The organism is Streptomyces sp. NPDC048191 (genome assembly GCF_040652655.1).
Taxonomy (GTDB): Bacteria; Actinomycetota; Actinomycetes; order Streptomycetales; family Streptomycetaceae; genus Streptomyces.
Window position 1 is genome coordinate 1 of record NZ_JBEZMO010000045.1, and the last position, 15,762, is coordinate 15,762.

Sequence of the window (15,762 nt, forward strand, 5' to 3'; positions counted from 1 at the left end):
GTGGAGGTCCGTTTGTCCTTGAGGGGTCCGAGGATGGCGTTGTCGACGAAGTGGGGTCCGCCTTGTCCGACGGTGTTCTGCAGGCGTGTGTTGGCTTCCTGGATCTGGGTCTGCAGGAGGGTGAGGTTGCGGTCGACCTCGGCCTTGGCGGCGGCGGGGACGGCCGGGAGCTTGCCGGCGACGTCGGGACAGGTGATCGTGCCGGGGCCGGTGGCGCCGGAGGCCGTCGTGCCCGCACCGGTGCCCGCCTGCCGGGTGGCGTCCGTGCTCGGTGTGCCGGCGCCGCCGCCCGAAGTGCCGGTGCCGTTCGCGTTCAGCGTGCAGGCGGCCAGGGTGTCCAGCCCGGTGGGCTTGGTGGTGGTGCGGCCGATGGCGGTGGCGATGCGGTCGATGGTGGAGGTCCGTTTGTCCTTGAGGGGTCCGAGGATGGCGTTGTCGACGAAGTGGGGTCCGCCTTGTCCGACGGTGTTCTGCAGGCGTGTGTTGGCCTCTTGGATCTGGGTCTGCAGGAGGGTGAGGTTGCGGTCGACCTCGGTCTTGGCGGCGGCGGGGACGGCCGGGAGCTTGCCGGCGACGTCGGGGCAGGTGATCGTGCCGGGGCTCGCCAGAGTGCGGGCCCGCGCGGTGCTGTCGCTCTTCGCGGGTGTCCCGGCCAGCGCCGATCCGGCGATCACCGCACCGGAGAGCATCACCGCGGTCGCATCGCCGATGAGCGCCACGCGTCGTTTGTCGTACTTCGGAAGAGCCCTGGACATACGGATGCCTCACTCGGTCGGGAAGTGTCGTCGTCACCCACGCGGCGCCTGCGTGCACCGAGAAGTACGAGAAAGCGGTTTCCCCCGTTCAAGAACCCCCGCGATTGACGAATCATGCAGAACTCTGCATACTCATGCATGACAGCAGGTGCAGTGTGAGGAGAAACCCGTGACCGAGCGCGTCGTACTCGCCTATTCGGGCGGTCTGGACACCTCCGTCGCCATCGGCTGGATCGCCGAGGAGACGGGCGCCGAGGTCATCGCCGTCGCGGTGGACGTCGGCCAGGGCGGCGAGGACCTGGACGTCATCCGCAAGCGCGCCCTCGCCTGCGGTGCCGTCGAGGCCGAAGTGGCCGACGCCAAGGACGAGTTCGCCGACGAGTACTGCCTCCCGGCGATCAAGGCCAACGCCCTCTACATGGACCGCTACCCGCTGGTCTCCGCCCTGTCCCGGCCGGTGATCGTCAGGCACCTGGTCGCCGCGGCGAAGAAGCACGGCGCCACGACCGTCGCCCACGGCTGCACCGGCAAGGGCAACGACCAGGTCCGCTTCGAGGCCGGCATCGTCGCCCTCGCCCCCGATCTGAAGTGCATCGCCCCGGTCCGCGACTACGCCATGACCCGGGACAAGGCGATCGCCTTCTGCGAGGCCAAGCAGCTCCCCATCGCCACCACCAAGAAGTCCCCGTACTCCATCGACCAGAACGTCTTCGGGCGCGCCGTCGAGACGGGCTTCCTGGAGGACATCTGGAACGCCCCGATCGAGGACATCTACGAGTACACGGCCGACCCGGCGCAGCCCCGGGAGGCCGACGAGGTGATCATCACCTTCGAGGAGGGCGTCCCGGTCGCGATCGACGGCAGGCCCGTCACCGTGCTGCAGGCGATCCAGCAGCTCAACGAGCGGGCCGGCGCCCAGGGCATCGGCCGGATCGACATGGTCGAGGACCGCCTCGTCGGCATCAAGTCCCGCGAGGTGTATGAGGCTCCCGGCGCGATCGCCCTGATCACCGCCCACCAGGAGCTGGAGAACGTCACCGTCGAGCGCGAACTCGCCCGCTACAAGCGGCAGGTCGAGCAGCGCTGGGGCGAACTCGTCTACGACGGCCAGTGGTTCTCCCCGCTCAAGCGCGCCCTGGACGGCTTCGTCGACGAGGCCGGCCGGCACGTGACCGGCGACATCCGGATGACCCTGCACGGCGGCCGGGCGGTCGTCACCGGCCGTCGCTCCGAGTCGTCGCTCTACGACTTCAACCTCGCCACCTACGACACCGGCGACACCTTCGACCAGGCCGCGGCCAAGGGCTTCATCGACATCCACAGCCTGTCGTCCAAGATCGCCGCCCGGCGGGACCTCGCCTGAGTACGGTTCCTCCATCCACCCTCTCTCTAGGAGCAGCGCAAGTGAGCAGCAACAGCGGTGACGTACGGCTCTGGGGCGGCCGTTTCGCCGACGGCCCCGCCGAGGCCCTGGCGAAGCTGTCCGCGTCCGTCCACTTCGACTGGCGGCTCGCGCCGTACGACATCGCCGGTTCGCGTGCCCACGCGCGCGTCCTGCACACGGCGGGCCTGCTCACCGAGGACGAGCTGACCCGCATGATCACCGGGCTGGACCAGCTCGAGGCGGACGTGGCCGACGGCTCCTTCGTGGGCACGATCGCCGACGAGGACGTCCACACGGCCCTGGAGCGGGGCCTGCTGGAGCGCCTCGGCCCGGACCTGGGCGGCAAGCTGCGCGCGGGCCGTTCCCGGAACGACCAGGTGGCGACGCTCTTCCGGATGTACCTCCGGGACCACGCCCGCGTCATCGGCGGGCTGATCGCCGACCTCCAGGACGCCCTCGTCGGCCTCGCGGAGGCCCACCCGGACGTCGCCATGCCCGGCCGCACCCACCTCCAGCACGCCCAGCCGGTCCTCTTCGCCCACCACGTCCTGGCCCACGTCCAGTCCCTGTCCCGGGACGCCGAGCGCCTGCGCCAGTGGGACGAGCGCACGGCCGTCTCACCGTACGGCTCCGGCGCCCTCGCGGGCAGCAGCCTCGGTCTCGACCCGGAGGCGGTGGCGAGGGACCTCGGCTTCGAGCACGGCAGTGCCGGCAACTCCATCGACGGCACCGCGTCCCGCGACTTCGTCGCGGAGTTCGCCTTCATCACCGCGATGATCGGAGTCAACCTCTCCCGGATCGCCGAGGAGATCATCATCTGGAACACGAAGGAGTTCTCCTTCGTGACCCTGCACGACGCGTTCTCCACGGGCTCGTCGATCATGCCGCAGAAGAAGAACCCGGACATCGCCGAGCTGGCGCGCGGCAAGTCCGGCCGCCTGATCGGCAACCTCACCGGTCTCCTGGCCACCCTCAAGGCCCTGCCCCTCGCCTACAACCGCGACCTCCAGGAGGACAAGGAGCCGGTCTTCGACTCCTGCGACCAGCTGGAGGTGCTGCTCCCCGCCTTCACCGGCATGATCGCCACCCTCACGGTCAACCGCGAGCGCATGGAGGAACTGGCCCCGGCCGGCTTCTCGCTCGCCACCGACATCGCCGAGTGGCTGGTCAAGCAGGGCGTGCCGTTCCGCGTCGCGCACGAGGTCGCCGGCGAGTGCGTCAAGGTGGCCGAGGCCGAGGGCAAGGAACTGGACGACCTGACGGACGAGCAGTTCGCGAAGATCTCCGCGCATCTCACCCCGGAGGTGCGTACGGTCCTCAACGTCCCCGGCGCCCTCGCCTCCCGCAACGGCCGTGGCGGTACGGCGCCGAGCGCGGTCGCCGTCCAGCTGGCCGAGCTGAAGACGGACGTGGCGGCGCAGCACGAGTGGGCGGCCGCGAAGAAGAAGAGCTGAGGGGCGGCGTCCCGAAAGGGGCGCGGGGCTGCATCGATGTGCGGCTCCGCCGCGTGGGCGCGACGGGCCGAGGACGACCGGTCCTCGCCGAACCAGGGCAAGTCCCGAGCTCTCAGGCGCCCCGGCTCGCCGAACGGAGTGCCATCGCGGGTTACGTTGGTCGGTAGCCGTACCGGAGCCGACCGAACGGAACCCGCGATGCCCTTCGCCCGCCTCGCCACAGCAACGACCCCGACGTGCCACATCGGCCTCGGTCTGGCCGCAGTGGGCCGTCCCGGCTACATCAACCTCGGCCGCGAAGAGGACCTCGGCGAGAACCGCAGCGCGGACGCGCTCCGCACCCGTACCCACGAACTCCTCGACGCCGCCCACGCCCAGGGCGTGCGGTACTTCGACGTGGCCCGCTCCTACGGCCGTTCGGAGGAGTTCCTCGCCGACTGGCTGAACGCCCGCCCCGACATCGACGACGTGGTCGTCGGCAGCAAGTGGGGCTACACCTACACCGCCGGCTGGTCCGCCGAGGCCGAACAGCACGAGGTCAAGGACCACAGCCTCGCCGCGTACGAGCGTCAGCGCGCCGAGACCGACGGGCTGCTCGGCGACCGCCTCGACCTCTACCAGATCCACTCGGTGACGCCGGACAGCCCCGCCCTGACCGACAAGGACCTGCACGCGCGGCTCGCCGAGGCCGCCGCTGAGGGACTGACCATCGGTTTCTCCACCAGCGGCCCCGCCCAGGCCGACGCCGTCCGCGCCGCCCTCGCGATCACGGTCGACGGCGAACCCCTCTTCCGTACCGTCCAGTCGACGTACAACATGCTCGAGAAGTCGGCGGGACCCGCGCTCGCCGAGGCGCACGACGCCGGGCTCACCGTGATCGTCAAGGAGGGCATGGCCAACGGGCGGCTGGCCGAGCCGCACGCGGCGGAGGCGTTGAAGGCCGTCGCCGAGGAGACCGGGCTCGGCTGCGACGCCGTGGCCCTCGCCTGGATCCTGCGCCAGCCCTGGGTCGGTGTCGTCCTCTCCGGCGCCGCCACCGTTCCCCAGCTCGTCTCCAACCTCCACGCGCCCGCCGTGGACCTCGACGTGGACCAGCTGACCCGCCTCGCCACGCTCGCCGAGGAGCCGCGCGCCTACTGGGACCGGCGCGGACAGCTGCCCTGGCACTGATCCCTTGACCTGCTGCCACCAGCGGCGTGAGCCACGGATGCCTATTGTGAGACATTCATGTCTCACATGCGCTATCTTTGTCTCATGGCTCTCGACCGTGACCAGGTGCTGCGCAGCGCGGCCGCCCTGCTGACCCGCAAATCCACCGCGACCATGGACGAGGTCGCCAAGGCCGCCGGGATCAGCAGGGCCACGCTGCACCGACACTTCGCCGGGCGGGACGCCCTCGTGCGGGCGCTGGAGGCGCTCGGCATCGAGGAGTGCGAGGCGGCGCTGGACCGCGCCCGGCTGGACGAAGGGACCGCGAGCGAGGCCGTACGCAGGCTGGTGCGCGAGATCCAGCCCGCCGCCGGGCTGCTGGCCTTCCTGTACGGCGAGAGCCAGCTGTGGGAGGGCGAACGGCAGAACGGCGGCTGGCTCCACCTGGACACCCGCATCGGAGCGGTGTTCCAGCGCGGACAGCGGACGGGCGAGTTCCGTATCGACCTGACACCTGTCTGGCTCACCGAGGCGCTCTACGGACTGATCGCGTCCTGCGCCTGGGCCACCCTGGACGGCCGCGTGGCCGCCCGGGACTTTCCGACGATGGTCGCCGAGCTGCTGCTCGGCGGCGCTGTGCGAAGAGAGGAATCATGACCAGCACCCTGCAGCCGGCCGCGACGACGGAGGCGGTGAAGCGCCCGGGCCGCTGGCTCGCGCTCTCCGTCCTCGTCCTGGCCGTGCTGCTGGTGGCCGTCGACGCCACCGTCCTCGGCCTGGCGACCCCCTACATCAGCGAAGACCTGAACCCCTCCGGCACCCAGCTCCTGTGGATCGGTGACGTGTACTCCTTCGTCATCGCCGGTCTGCTGGTCTCCATGGGCAGTCTCGGCGACCGCATCGGCCGCAAGCGCATCCTGCTCGGAGGGGCCACGGCGTTCGGCGCGATATCCGTCCTGAACGCCTACGCCACGACCCCCGGACTGATGATCCTGGCGCGGGCGCTCCTCGGTGTCGCGGGCGCGACCCTGATGCCCGCCACCCTGGCCCTGATCCGCAACATCTTCCACGACCCGCGCGAGCGCAGCCTCGCGGTCGGCATCTGGGGCGCCACGGCTTCCGCCGGCACGGCGGTCGGCCCCATCACCGGCGGCTTCCTCCTCGAACACTTCTGGTGGGGCTCGGTCTTCCTCATCAACCTGCCGGTGATGGCGGTGCTGGTCCTGGTCGGCATCCGCACCCTGCCCGAGTCCCGCGACCCCGCCCCCGGCCCCTGGGACCTGATCAGCGTGGTCCTGTCGCTCGTCGGCATGATCGGCGTCGTCTACGCGGTCAAGGAGGCGGCCACCCACGGCGTCACCGCTCCCACGCTCGCCGCGGGCCTGCTGGGCGCGGCCGCGCTCTACGGCTTCGTGCACCGGCAGCTCACGATGCCGACGCCGCTGCTGGACATGCGGCTGTTCAGGCGCCGCGGTTTCGGCGGGGCGGTCCTCGCCGACCTGCTGACCGTGCTCGGCATGTCGGGCCTGGTGTTCTTCCTCTCCCAGTACCTGCAACTCGTCCAGGGCAGGCGCCCGTTCGAGGCGGGTCTCGCCGAACTGCCCGCCGCGGTCGGCGCGGTGGCGTCCGGCCTGGTCGCGGGCCGTGCGGCCCGGCGCTTCTCGGTGCGCGCGGTGGTCTCGGGCGGGCTGGCGGCGGTCGGCCTGGCCCTGGCCGCGCTGACCACCCTCGGCCGGTCCACCGGCTACCCGATCCTCGGCGCCGCGCTCCTGGTCGTGGGGATCGGGGCCGGCTTCTCCTTCACGGTCACGGCCGACGTGATCCTCTCCAGCGTGCCCAGGGAACAGGCGGGCGCCGCCTCGGCGGTCTCCGAGACGGCGTACGAGCTGGGCGCGGCCCTCGGCATCGCGCTGCTGGGCTCGATCGTGACGGGCGCCTACCGTGCCTTCACCGGCCCGGCCGGCACCCCGGCCCAGGCACACGAATCACTGGGCGCGGCCGTGGAGGCGGCGGCGAAAATGCCCCCGCACACGGCCGAGGCACTCCTCGACGCGTCCCGCGACTCCTTCGTCCACGGCCTGCACCTGGCCTCGGGCGCGGGAGCGGCGGTCCTGCTGGGAACGGCGGTGGTGGCGTGGTTCCTGCTGAAGAACCAGAAACTGGAGAGCGCCGGGTGAGCGAAGCGCCCCGGAAGGGGCGCGGGGCCGCTCACTGTGCGGCTCCGCCGCGTGGCGCGAGCGACCATGAGGCACCCGCGCCCGGACAACCGGCCGAACCGCCGGCGGCGCTAGGCGGCCTTGGCCTTCGTGGCGTACATGTCCACGTACTCCTGCCCGGACAGCCGCATGACCTCGGCCATCACGGAGTCCGTGACCGCCCGCAGCACGTACCGGTCCCGGTCCATCCCGTCGTACCGCGAGAACTCCATGGCCTCGCCGAAGCGGACGGTGACCTTGCCGGGCCGCGGGACACCACGGCCGCCCGGCTGCAGCTTGTCCGTGCCGATCATGGCGAACGGTACGACGGGCGCACCGGTCATCAGCGTCAGCCGCGCGATACCGGTGCGCCCCCGGTACAGCCGCCCGTCGGGCGAGCGCGTGCCCTCGGGGTAGATCCCGAAGATCTTCCCCTCCTCCAGCACCCGGCGCCCGGTCATCAGCGCGGCGACACCGCCCCGGCCGCCGTCGCGGTCCACCGGGATCATGCCGACGCCGGTGAAGAACCAGGCCATGAGCCGGCCCTTGACGCTCTTGCCGGTGACGTACTCGTCCTTGCCGATGAAGAAGACCTGACGGTCGCAGACCAGCGGCAGGATCATCGAGTCGATGAAGGTCAGATGGTTGCCGGCCAGGATGACCGGGCCGTCCCCCGGGATGTGCTCCACGCCTTCCACCTGTGGGCGGAACATCAGGCGCATGATCGGTCCGAGCACTGCCTTGATGAGCGCGAAGCGGGACAACGGGTCCTCCGATGTCGAGGGGTCGATATGAGTCTGTGCAGGTGAGGACATTACTCGCGGCTCCGGTGCGGGCGCACATCGGGGATGCCCGGTTCACCGAGGTCTTACGAAGTGTTGACGCGGGTTTACCTGCGGTGGCGTACCGGAGACGGGCTGTAACGTCCCCGCGACGATGTGACGGAGATCGCGTACGGCCGTCACTCACACGGATGCCCGGATCCCGCCCGGCCAAGCCGACGGACCGTCACCACACGCCTCCCGCACGACACACGGCGGCACCCCCGTGTTACGGCCCAGGTCTCCCTGCGGTCATGTCCGCACCCCTACGATCGGCCCGCACTCAAGAGCGGACGGCAGGAGGGCGCTGATGGGCAGCGACCAGGCGAACGAGAAGACTCAGGGCACCGGACGGCGGGCGGTCCTCGGCGCCGCGGTGTTCGGCGCGAGCGGAGCGGTCCTCGGGCTGCCGGGCGCGGCCGAGGCCGCCGGGGCCCGGACGGCCGGGCAGGGCGGCCGGGGACTGAAGAGCCTGCCGGTGCCGACGATCATCGGCCACCGCGGCGCCAGCGGCTACCGCCCCGAGCACACCTTCGGCTCGTACGACCTGGCGCTCGACCTGGGCGCCGACGTGGTCGAGGCCGGTGACCTGGTGCCCACCAAGGACGGCCATCTGGTCTGCCGGCACGAACCGGAGATCGGCGGCACCACGGACGTCGCCTCGCACCCGGAGTTCGCCGGCCGCAAGACCACCAAGATGCTGGACGGCGTCGCCACCACCGGCTGGTTCACCGAGGACTTCACCCTCGCCGAGCTGAAGACCCTGCGCGCCGTCGAGCGCATCCCGGCCAACCGTCCGCACAACACCCTCTACAACGGGCGGTGGGAGATACCCACGTTCGAAGAGGTCCTGAAGTGGCAGGACGAGCAGACCCGCAAGCGCGGCAGGCAGGTCTGGATCTACCCCGAGACCAAACACCCCACCTACTTCCGGGCGCTCGGCCTGGGCCTGGAGGAGCGGGTCGCCAAGCTGCTGCGCAAGTACGGCAAGGACGGCCGGAACTCGCCCGTCATCCTGCAGTCCTTCGAGCCCAGCAGTATCCAGAAGCTCAACCAGTTGGTCGACAACCCGCTCGTCGTGCTGCTGTCCACCGCCGACAGCCGCCCCTACGACTTCGTCGAGGCGGGCGACCCGCGCACGGTCGCCGACCTGATCACCCCCAAGGGCCTGCGGGAGATCGCCGGCTACGCGCAGGGCATCGGACCGACCCTGGACCTGGTCATCCCCAAGAACGCGGACGGCACCCTGGCCGAGCCGACGACCCTGGTCTCCGACGCGCACCGGGTGGGTCTGGTCCTGCACCCCTACACCATGCGCAACGAGAACCCGTTCCTCCCGGCCGAGTACCGCAAGGGCAGCGCGGCCGACGCCTACGGCGACCCCTTCGGCGCCTTCAAGACCTACTTCGCGACCGGCATCGACGGCGTCTTCACCGACAACGCGGACACCGGCGTGCTCGCCCGCGCCGACTTCCGGCAGGGCTGACCGCGTCAACCCACCGGTCTCCCGCGCACCCCGTTCGGGCTCACTCCGCGCCGTCCCGGAAACCTGCGTCCGGGGCGGCGCGTCGTTCCGCATATGACGTACGACTTGGTTGCCGCCCTGCATCCGCTGCTCACCGCCGAGGCCTCGGCCGAGGCATATGCCGCCGGAAGCGAGCCGGGGGACCTGGAACAGGCCGTCTGGCTCCGGCTCCTGGAGCGGCTGGAGAGTGACGGGCCGCCGCTGGATCCCGAGGGCTGGCTGCGCAAGGCCGTCCGCGCCGAGGCCCGCCGCAGCCGTCGTACCACCCGCCGCGAGCGCCCGTACGGCATCGAGCCGGCCGACGACACCCGCCCCGGCCCGGAGCAGCTCGCCCTCGCCGCCGCCCGGCGCCGTGCCCTGCGCGACGCGGTGCGCCGCCTGCCCGGCCGCTGCCCCCGGCTCATCGAGGCCCTGCTGTCCCCGAAGGACCTGACATACCGGGAGATCGCGGGGGAGTTGGGTATCTCACAGGGCAGTCTTGGCCCGGAACGCTCCCGATGTCTCGGATGTCTGCGCCGATTGCTCACACCGGAGGTTGCGGCTCGCGAACCGCGGGGATAGGAGTGAGGGACGACAGGTGATCAGGTGAGCGGGAGGCGTGCGCACATGGGCATGAGCGTGACCATCTCGGTGGCGACCGAACAGGACGCGGAGCAGATCTTCAAGCTCCAGTACCTGTGCTTCCAGAGCGAGGCGGCGCTGTACGGCAACTACCGCATCGACCCGCTCGTCCAGACCCTGGACTCCGTCCGTCAGGAGGTCGCCTCCGACTGCGTCTTCGTCGCCCGGCTCGGCGACGAGGTGGTCGGCGCGGTGCGCGGCAAGGTCGCCGAGGACGGCGCGGCCGCCATCGGCAGGCTCTGCGTCCACCCCCGTCTGCAGGGTCACGGCATCGGCGCCCGGCTGCTGCGCGCGGCCGAGGCGGCGCTGGTGGAGGAGCGGGGCGCCACCAAGTTCCGTCTCTTCACCGGCCACCGCAGCGAGGGCAACCTCCGCCTGTACCGCCGCTCCGGCTACGAGACGGTGGGCAGGTCCAAGGGCGCGGACGGGGTGGAGCTGATCGTCCTCGAGAAGCAGGCGGGGACGTACGCGGCTACGGCCTGACCGTGTGCCGCGCCTTCCGCAACCAGTACAGCGCGGAGAGCGGCAGCAGCACCGGAATGAAGATGTACCCCGCCCCGTAGTACGACCAGACCGTCGCGTCCGGGAACGCCGAGTGGTCGACCAGGGTCCAGGTGCCGACGAGAAGCACACCCGCGAGCTCGGCGGCACAGCACACCAGTGCCGCCCGGCGGGCCGTCTCGCCGCCCCGGACGAGCGTGTAGGTGATGAACCCGTACACGACACCGGCCACCGCCGACAGCGTGTAGGCGAGGGGCGCCCGGTCGAACTCCGTGGAGATCTGGAACGCCGACCGCGACACCGCCCCGACCACCATCACGCCGTAGAACCAGACGAGCAGCATGCCCGGCCCGCTGATCAACCGGGTCGGCTTCTCCTCCACCGCCGTCACCTCAACCTCCCCAGATGTCATAGAGCCGCACCTCCAGTACCGCCAGCACCACACCGCCGGCGGCCGCGGTCACCGAGCCCCAGCGGGTCCGCTCGGCCAGTGACATGAAGCCGGCCGCCGGGACGCACGCGAACGCGCCCAGCAGATACGCCACGAAGATCGTCGTGCCCTGCTCCGGCTTCTCGCCCCGCGCCAGCTGCACGATCCCGACCACCAGCTGGACCAGGGCGAACAGGAACACCACGGCCATGCCGATGAAGTGCCAGTCCTTGGTCGGCTGGTCCCGATAGGCGGCCCAGCCGCACCAGGCGGCGAGCAACAGCGCGGCGACACCGGTCACCAGCGTCAGGGCATTGAGCATGCCGTGACCTTATTACGGCGGAAACGGGCGTCGGCCGCCGACCCCGCCCGTAGGCCTACGGTCTAGACCACACCGTAGGGTTTAAGTATGACGATTCATGCGCACGCCCTCCTGTTCGACAACGACGGCACCCTCGTCTCCTCCCTCGACTCCGTCGAGCGCTGCTGGACCCGCTGGGCCCGGGAGTACGGGATCACCGCCGAGGAGTTCGGGCGCGTGGCGCTGCACGGACGGCCCGCCGCCGAGATAGTCGCCGACCTGCTGCCCGCCCGCCTGGTCCCCGAGGCGGTCGCGCGCGTCGAGCAGCTGGAGGTGGACGACGTGCCCGACGGCGGTGTGCGGCTGCTGCCCGGCACCCGGGACCTCCTGGACGTCCTGCCGGCCGAGCGCTGGGCCGTCGTCACCTCCGCCACCCGGCGGCTCGCCGAGGCCCGGCTCGACGCCGTAGGCATCCGGCCCAAGACGCTGATCGCCGCCGACGACATCACCCGCGGCAAGCCCGACCCCGAGCCTTACCTGCTCGCCGCCCGGCAGCTCGGTGTCGACCCGGCCCACTGCGTCGTCTTCGAGGACGCGCCGGCCGGACTCGCGGCGGGCCGCGCCGCCGGAATGACCACCGTGGCGTTGGCCACAACCCACCGGGCGGAGGAACTCGACGCCGACCTCGTGGTCAAGGACCTGTCGGCCTTGTCGGTACTGGTCACCGACGGGGGCGTGGAGATCTCCGTGCGCCGCTGAGTGCCCGGCCTGGGCTGTCCGCCGCTGTCCACTATCCGGACAGCGGCGACCGGTCAGCACCGTAGGTCTGGTTTACTGATCGCATGACCACGACGAGCTGCCGCACCCTTGCGACCGAGGCGACCATGACGCCCGGTGCTCGTTGTATGTGTCGCCTGATGCGCCGAATGTGAGCCTTCCAGAGGGCCCCCGCATCAGCTGAGAGCCTCGCGCCCCGAAGCGAGAGCCGTGGCATGTCCGTGCGCGCAGTCCGCACGAGGCGCACATCCACTTCCATGCCTGAACCGCATGCACCCGTGCCCGGGCACACCCACGCCCGCGCACTCGACAGTGACGGAAATCCTGTGATCACCACCTCGGGCCTGACCAAGGTCTACCGCTCCCGCGGCCGTGAGGTCACCGCCCTCGACGGCGTCGATCTGCACGTCCGCGAAGGCGAGGTCTACGGCGTCATCGGCCAGTCCGGCGCCGGCAAGTCCTCCCTGATCCGCTGCGTCAACCTGCTGGAGCGCCCCACCTCCGGCACCGTGACCGTCGCCGGGGACGACCTCACCGCCCTCGCCGGTCGCGGCCCGCGCGCCGGCAAGGAACTGCGCCGGGCGCGCAGCCGCATCGGCATGGTCTTCCAGCACTTCAACCTGCTCTCCTCACGGACCGTGCAGGACAACGTCGAGCTGCCGCTGGAGATCCTCGGGAAGTCCGGGAAGGAACGGTCCCGCAAGGCGCTCGAACTCCTCGACCTGGTCGGTCTCGCCGACAAGGCCAAGGCCTACCCGGCCCAGCTCTCCGGCGGCCAGAAGCAGCGCGTCGGCATCGCCCGCGCCCTCGCCGGCGACCCCAAGGTGCTGCTCTCCGACGAGGCCACCAGCGCCCTCGACCCGGAGACCACCCGCTCCATCCTCCAGCTGCTGCGCGACCTGAACCGGCAGCTGGGCCTGACCGTCCTGCTCATCACCCACGAGATGGACGTCGTGAAGGCGGTCTGCGACTCCGCCGCCCTCATGGAGAAGGGCCGGATCGTCGAGTCCGGCACGGTCAGCGAGCTGCTGGCCACCCCCGGCTCCGAGCTGGCCGCCGCGCTGTTCCCGGTGAGCGGTGAGCGCACGGGCGCCGACCGGACCGTCGTCGACGTCACCTTCCACGGCGAGGCCGCGACCCAGCCGGTCATCTCCCAGCTCTCCCGCACCTACAACATCGACATCTCGATCCTCGGCGCCGCCATCGACACCGTCGGCGGCCTCCAGATCGGCCGCATGCGCATCAAACTGCCCGGCCGCTACGAGGACAACGTGGTGCCGATCGGATTCCTGCGCGAACAGGGCCTGCAGATCGATGTCGTGGGCCAGGAGGCCCTGCTGGTGAAGGACGGTGCCAAGTGACCTGGTCCGAGATGCAGCCGCTGCTGTCGCAGGCGTGTACCGAGACGTTCCAGATGCTGCTGTGGTCCACCCTGATCGCCGTCGCCGCCGGGCTCCCGCTCGGCATCCTCCTCGTCCTCACGGACCGGGGCGGCCTGCTGCAGAACGTCCTTGCCAACAGGCTCATCGGTCAGATCGTGAACGTCGGCCGGTCCATGCCGTTCATCATCCTGATGGTCGCCCTGATGAGCTTCACGCGCTGGGTCACCGGGACGACGATCGGTACGTCCGGCGCGATCGTGCCGCTTGCCATCGGCGGCATCCCGTTCTTCGCCCGGCTGGTCGAGACGGCTGTCCGCGAAGTGGACAACGGTCTCGTCGAGGCCGTGCAGGCCATGGGCGGCAACACCTGGACCATCGTCCGCAAGGTCCTCGTCCCCGAGGCCCTGCCCTCGCTGATCGCCAGCACCACCACCACGATCATCGCGCTCATCGGCTACTCCGCCATGGCCGGCACGGTCGGCGGCGGCGGCCTCGGCGACCTCGCCGTCCGCTACGGCTACCAGCGCTTCGAGACCGAGCTGATGTGGATCATCGTCGCGATCCTCGCCGTCGTGATCTCCCTGATCCAGTTCGCCGGCGACCTCGCGGCCCGCTCCCTGCACAGCCGCGGCGGCCGCTCCGGCCCGGCGCCGAAGCTCCGCCTGCTCAAGGCCGAGGAGCCGGCGGCGGCCGACGTCGGCAAGGTCGCCTAGAGCCGTTCTGCACGGCACCCACAGACTCCCCGTTCACCCACACACGGGGTCGCACCACCCTTAAGGAAAGGCACTTTTCGTGCGTAACACCGCCAAGCTCACCACCGCCGTCCTCGCCGCCGGAGCCCTCACCTTCGGGCTGACCGCCTGCGGCTCCGGCAAGGACTCCGCTTCCTCCGCCGACTACAGCGGCCCGCTGGTCGTCGCCGCGAGCCCGACCCCGCACGCCGAGATCCTCGACTTCGTCAAGAAGAACCTGGCGAAGAAGGCGGGCCTCGACCTGGAGGTCAAGGAGTTCACGGACTACATCACGCCCAACACGGCGACCGAGGACGGCTCGGTGGACGCCAACTACTTCCAGAACCAGCCGTACCTGGACGACTTCAACGCCAAGCGAGGCACGCACATCGTGCCCGTCGTCACGGTGCACCTGGAGCCGCTCGGCCTCTACTCCCACAAGGTCAAGAAGGCCGACGCCCTGAAGAGCGGTGCGACCGTCGCCGTCCCGAACGACGCCGTCAACGAGGCCCGCGCGCTGAAGCTGCTCGCCACCAACGGGCTCATCACCCTCAAGTCCGGTGCGGGCAACGAGGCCACCCCGCAGGACATCACCAAGAACCCCAAGAACCTCAAGTTCAAGGAGGTCGAGGCGGCCCAGACCCCGCGGTCCCTGGACGACGTGGACGCCGCCGTCGTGAACGGCAACTACGCCATCTCCGCGGGCCTGAAGCCCGCCAAGGACGCGCTCGTCCTGGAGTCGGCGAAGAACAACCCGTACGCCAACTTCCTCGCCGTGAAGAAGGGCAACGAGAAGGACCCGCGCGTCAAGAAGCTCGCCAAGCTGCTGGTCTCGCCCGAGGTCAAGAAGTTCATCGAGGACAAGTACCAGGGCTCGGTCATCCCGTCCTTCTGAACCGACTCGTACACGTACGGGGTCCGCTCCCTCACCTGGGGCGGACCCCGTCGTGCGGTTCAGTGGTCTCATGCTGCATGCTGGGCAGTTCAGCAGGCACTGAAGGTTTTTCCGAAGTTACGGAGCGGCGCATGACTGGCACCTTTCCCAACGTCTCCATCAGCACGGAGCGGTTGGTGCTGCGTCCCTTCGAGGAGTCGGACATCGCCGCCTTCGCCGAGATGATGAACGACGAACTGGTCACCGCCTGGACCTCGGTCCCACAGCCCTACACGGAGGCCCACGCCCGGGACTGGATCACCACCCGGGCCCCCGCCGAACGCGCCGGCGGCCGCGGCATCGTGTTCGCCGTCGACGAGTTCCTCACCCAGCGCCTGGTCGGCACCGTCCATCTGCGCAACACCGACTGGCGGGTGCGTTCCACGGAGATCGCCTACGTCATCGCCCCGTGGGCCCGCGGTGAGGGCTACGCCTCCGAGGCGGCCCTGGTCACCGCGCAATGGCTCTTCCGCGACCAGGCGTTCGAGCGGCTGGAGCTGCGCACCGCCGCCGACAACACCGCCTCCCAGCAGGTCGCCCAGAAGATCGGCTGCATCAGCGAGGGCGTGCTGCGGGGGGCGTGGATAGCCCGCAGCAGGACGGAGGACGGCGCGTGGACCGATGTCCGCACCGACGTCATCGTCTGGAGCCTGCTGCCGGAGGACCTGGCCGGGGCCGGTGAGCAGCTCGCCGACACCGGTGGCTTCACGGCGTACTCCGACTGGAACTGACCCCCGAGCCTCACCAGGTACGCTCAGGGGGCCCGGCTAAGGGCCCGTAACCCTGACGACCTGCGAAGACC

17 protein-coding genes are annotated in these 15,762 nt (G+C 70.4%); 13 read left to right on the plus strand and 4 right to left on the minus strand.

Features of this window, described 5'->3' with window-relative positions; translation table 11 throughout:
- The coding region (locus AB0D93_RS38615; RefSeq protein WP_362130453.1) for a hypothetical protein at window positions 1-755 on the minus strand (755 nt) is incomplete at its 3' end.
- A gap of 169 nt (window positions 756-924) precedes the next feature.
- Here AB0D93_RS38615 and AB0D93_RS38620 point away from each other — a divergent pair.
- The 5 genes from AB0D93_RS38620 to AB0D93_RS38640 all read left to right on the plus strand — a co-directional run bounded on the left by AB0D93_RS38620 (window position 925) and on the right by AB0D93_RS38640 (window position 6,919).
- Complete coding sequence (locus AB0D93_RS38620; RefSeq protein WP_362130456.1) at window positions 925-2,118, plus strand: argininosuccinate synthase; 1,194 nt, start codon at window positions 925-927, stop codon at window positions 2,116-2,118.
- A 41-nt stretch (window positions 2,119-2,159) separates the two neighbouring features.
- A complete protein-coding gene (gene argH / locus AB0D93_RS38625; protein ID WP_362130459.1) occupies window positions 2,160-3,593 on the plus strand; it encodes an argininosuccinate lyase in 1,434 nt (477 codons plus the stop codon).
- Between the two features lie 198 nt (window positions 3,594-3,791).
- Entirely contained in the window at window positions 3,792-4,763 is a 972-nt protein-coding gene (locus AB0D93_RS38630) for an aldo/keto reductase (RefSeq protein ID WP_362130462.1), read from the plus strand.
- A gap of 84 nt (window positions 4,764-4,847) precedes the next feature.
- On the plus strand, window positions 4,848-5,399 hold the full coding sequence (locus AB0D93_RS38635) for a helix-turn-helix domain-containing protein (protein WP_362130465.1): 552 nt from the start codon (window positions 4,848-4,850) through the stop codon (window positions 5,397-5,399).
- The gene (locus tag AB0D93_RS38640) at window positions 5,396-6,919 is read left to right on the plus strand and encodes an MFS transporter (protein WP_362130467.1); all 1,524 of its coding nucleotides are present in this window, start codon (window positions 5,396-5,398) and stop codon (window positions 6,917-6,919) included. Before AB0D93_RS38635 ends, AB0D93_RS38640 begins: the two co-directional genes overlap by 4 nt.
- Before the next feature lie 110 nt (window positions 6,920-7,029).
- Here the strand turns inward: AB0D93_RS38640 and AB0D93_RS38645 are convergent, their stop codons facing one another.
- Entirely contained in the window at window positions 7,030-7,701 is a 672-nt protein-coding gene (locus AB0D93_RS38645) for a lysophospholipid acyltransferase family protein (RefSeq protein ID WP_362130470.1), read from the minus strand.
- A gap of 367 nt (window positions 7,702-8,068) precedes the next feature.
- Between AB0D93_RS38645 and AB0D93_RS38650 the strand changes: the two genes are divergently transcribed.
- The 3 genes from AB0D93_RS38650 to AB0D93_RS38660 all read left to right on the plus strand — a co-directional run bounded on the left by AB0D93_RS38650 (window position 8,069) and on the right by AB0D93_RS38660 (window position 10,387).
- The gene (locus AB0D93_RS38650) at window positions 8,069-9,244 is read left to right on the plus strand and encodes a glycerophosphodiester phosphodiesterase (RefSeq protein WP_362130472.1); all 1,176 of its coding nucleotides are present in this window, start codon (window positions 8,069-8,071) and stop codon (window positions 9,242-9,244) included.
- Window positions 9,245-9,337: 93 nt separating this feature from the next.
- Entirely contained in the window at window positions 9,338-9,844 is a 507-nt protein-coding gene (locus tag AB0D93_RS38655; RefSeq protein ID WP_362130475.1) for a sigma-70 family RNA polymerase sigma factor, read from the plus strand.
- Window positions 9,845-9,889: 45 nt separating this feature from the next.
- Complete coding sequence (locus tag AB0D93_RS38660; protein ID WP_362130565.1) at window positions 9,890-10,387, plus strand: GNAT family N-acetyltransferase; 498 nt, start codon at window positions 9,890-9,892, stop codon at window positions 10,385-10,387.
- Here the strand turns inward: AB0D93_RS38660 and AB0D93_RS38665 are convergent.
- Complete coding sequence (locus tag AB0D93_RS38665) at window positions 10,377-10,817, minus strand: hypothetical protein (RefSeq protein ID WP_362130478.1); 441 nt, start codon at window positions 10,815-10,817, stop codon at window positions 10,377-10,379. The genes AB0D93_RS38660 and AB0D93_RS38665 overlap by 11 nt on opposite strands.
- Entirely contained in the window at window positions 10,798-11,157 is a 360-nt protein-coding gene (locus AB0D93_RS38670) for a hypothetical protein (RefSeq protein ID WP_362130481.1), read from the minus strand. The genes AB0D93_RS38665 and AB0D93_RS38670 overlap by 20 nt, the downstream gene beginning before the upstream one ends.
- 87 nt (window positions 11,158-11,244) lie before the next feature.
- On the opposite strand from AB0D93_RS38670, the gene AB0D93_RS38675 reads away from it, so the two are divergent.
- From AB0D93_RS38675 to AB0D93_RS38695, 5 genes are all read left to right on the plus strand, one after another.
- Window positions 11,245-11,895 (plus strand): HAD-IA family hydrolase, encoded by a 651-nt coding sequence (locus AB0D93_RS38675; RefSeq protein ID WP_362130485.1) that lies wholly within the window; start codon window positions 11,245-11,247, stop codon window positions 11,893-11,895.
- 344 nt (window positions 11,896-12,239) lie between these two features.
- Window positions 12,240-13,274 (plus strand): ATP-binding cassette domain-containing protein, encoded by a 1,035-nt coding sequence (locus AB0D93_RS38680; protein ID WP_362130568.1) that lies wholly within the window; start codon window positions 12,240-12,242, stop codon window positions 13,272-13,274.
- Entirely contained in the window at window positions 13,271-14,008 is a 738-nt protein-coding gene (locus tag AB0D93_RS38685; RefSeq protein ID WP_362130488.1) for a methionine ABC transporter permease, read from the plus strand. Before AB0D93_RS38680 ends, AB0D93_RS38685 begins: the two co-directional genes overlap by 4 nt.
- Before the next feature lie 79 nt (window positions 14,009-14,087).
- Window positions 14,088-14,921 (plus strand): MetQ/NlpA family ABC transporter substrate-binding protein, encoded by an 834-nt coding sequence (locus AB0D93_RS38690; RefSeq protein WP_362130491.1) that lies wholly within the window; start codon window positions 14,088-14,090, stop codon window positions 14,919-14,921.
- Between the two features lie 131 nt (window positions 14,922-15,052).
- Window positions 15,053-15,691, plus strand: a complete 639-nt coding sequence (locus tag AB0D93_RS38695; protein ID WP_362130494.1) for a GNAT family N-acetyltransferase — start codon at window positions 15,053-15,055, stop codon at window positions 15,689-15,691.
- Window positions 15,692-15,762: the final 71 nt, after the last annotated feature.

Bases quoted from the DNA above. Each gene is read 5' to 3' on its own strand.
- AB0D93_RS38630 (WP_362130462.1), top strand. From the start codon at position 3,792: ATGCCCTTCGCCCGCCTCGCCACAGCAACGACCCCGACGTGCCACATC.
- AB0D93_RS38635 (WP_362130465.1), top strand. From the start codon at position 4,848: ATGGCTCTCGACCGTGACCAGGTGCTGCGCAGCGCGGCCGCCCTGCTG.
- AB0D93_RS38640 (WP_362130467.1), top strand. From the start codon at position 5,396: ATGACCAGCACCCTGCAGCCGGCCGCGACGACGGAGGCGGTGAAGCGC.
- AB0D93_RS38650 (WP_362130472.1), top strand. From the start codon at position 8,069: ATGGGCAGCGACCAGGCGAACGAGAAGACTCAGGGCACCGGACGGCGG.
- AB0D93_RS38655 (WP_362130475.1), top strand. From the start codon at position 9,338: ATGACGTACGACTTGGTTGCCGCCCTGCATCCGCTGCTCACCGCCGAG.
- AB0D93_RS38660 (WP_362130565.1), top strand. From the start codon at position 9,890: ATGGGCATGAGCGTGACCATCTCGGTGGCGACCGAACAGGACGCGGAG.
- AB0D93_RS38665 (WP_362130478.1), bottom strand. From the start codon at position 10,817: ATGACATCTGGGGAGGTTGAGGTGACGGCGGTGGAGGAGAAGCCGACC.
- AB0D93_RS38670 (WP_362130481.1), bottom strand. From the start codon at position 11,157: ATGCTCAATGCCCTGACGCTGGTGACCGGTGTCGCCGCGCTGTTGCTC.
- AB0D93_RS38675 (WP_362130485.1), top strand. From the start codon at position 11,245: ATGACGATTCATGCGCACGCCCTCCTGTTCGACAACGACGGCACCCTC.
- AB0D93_RS38695 (WP_362130494.1), top strand. From the start codon at position 15,053: ATGACTGGCACCTTTCCCAACGTCTCCATCAGCACGGAGCGGTTGGTG.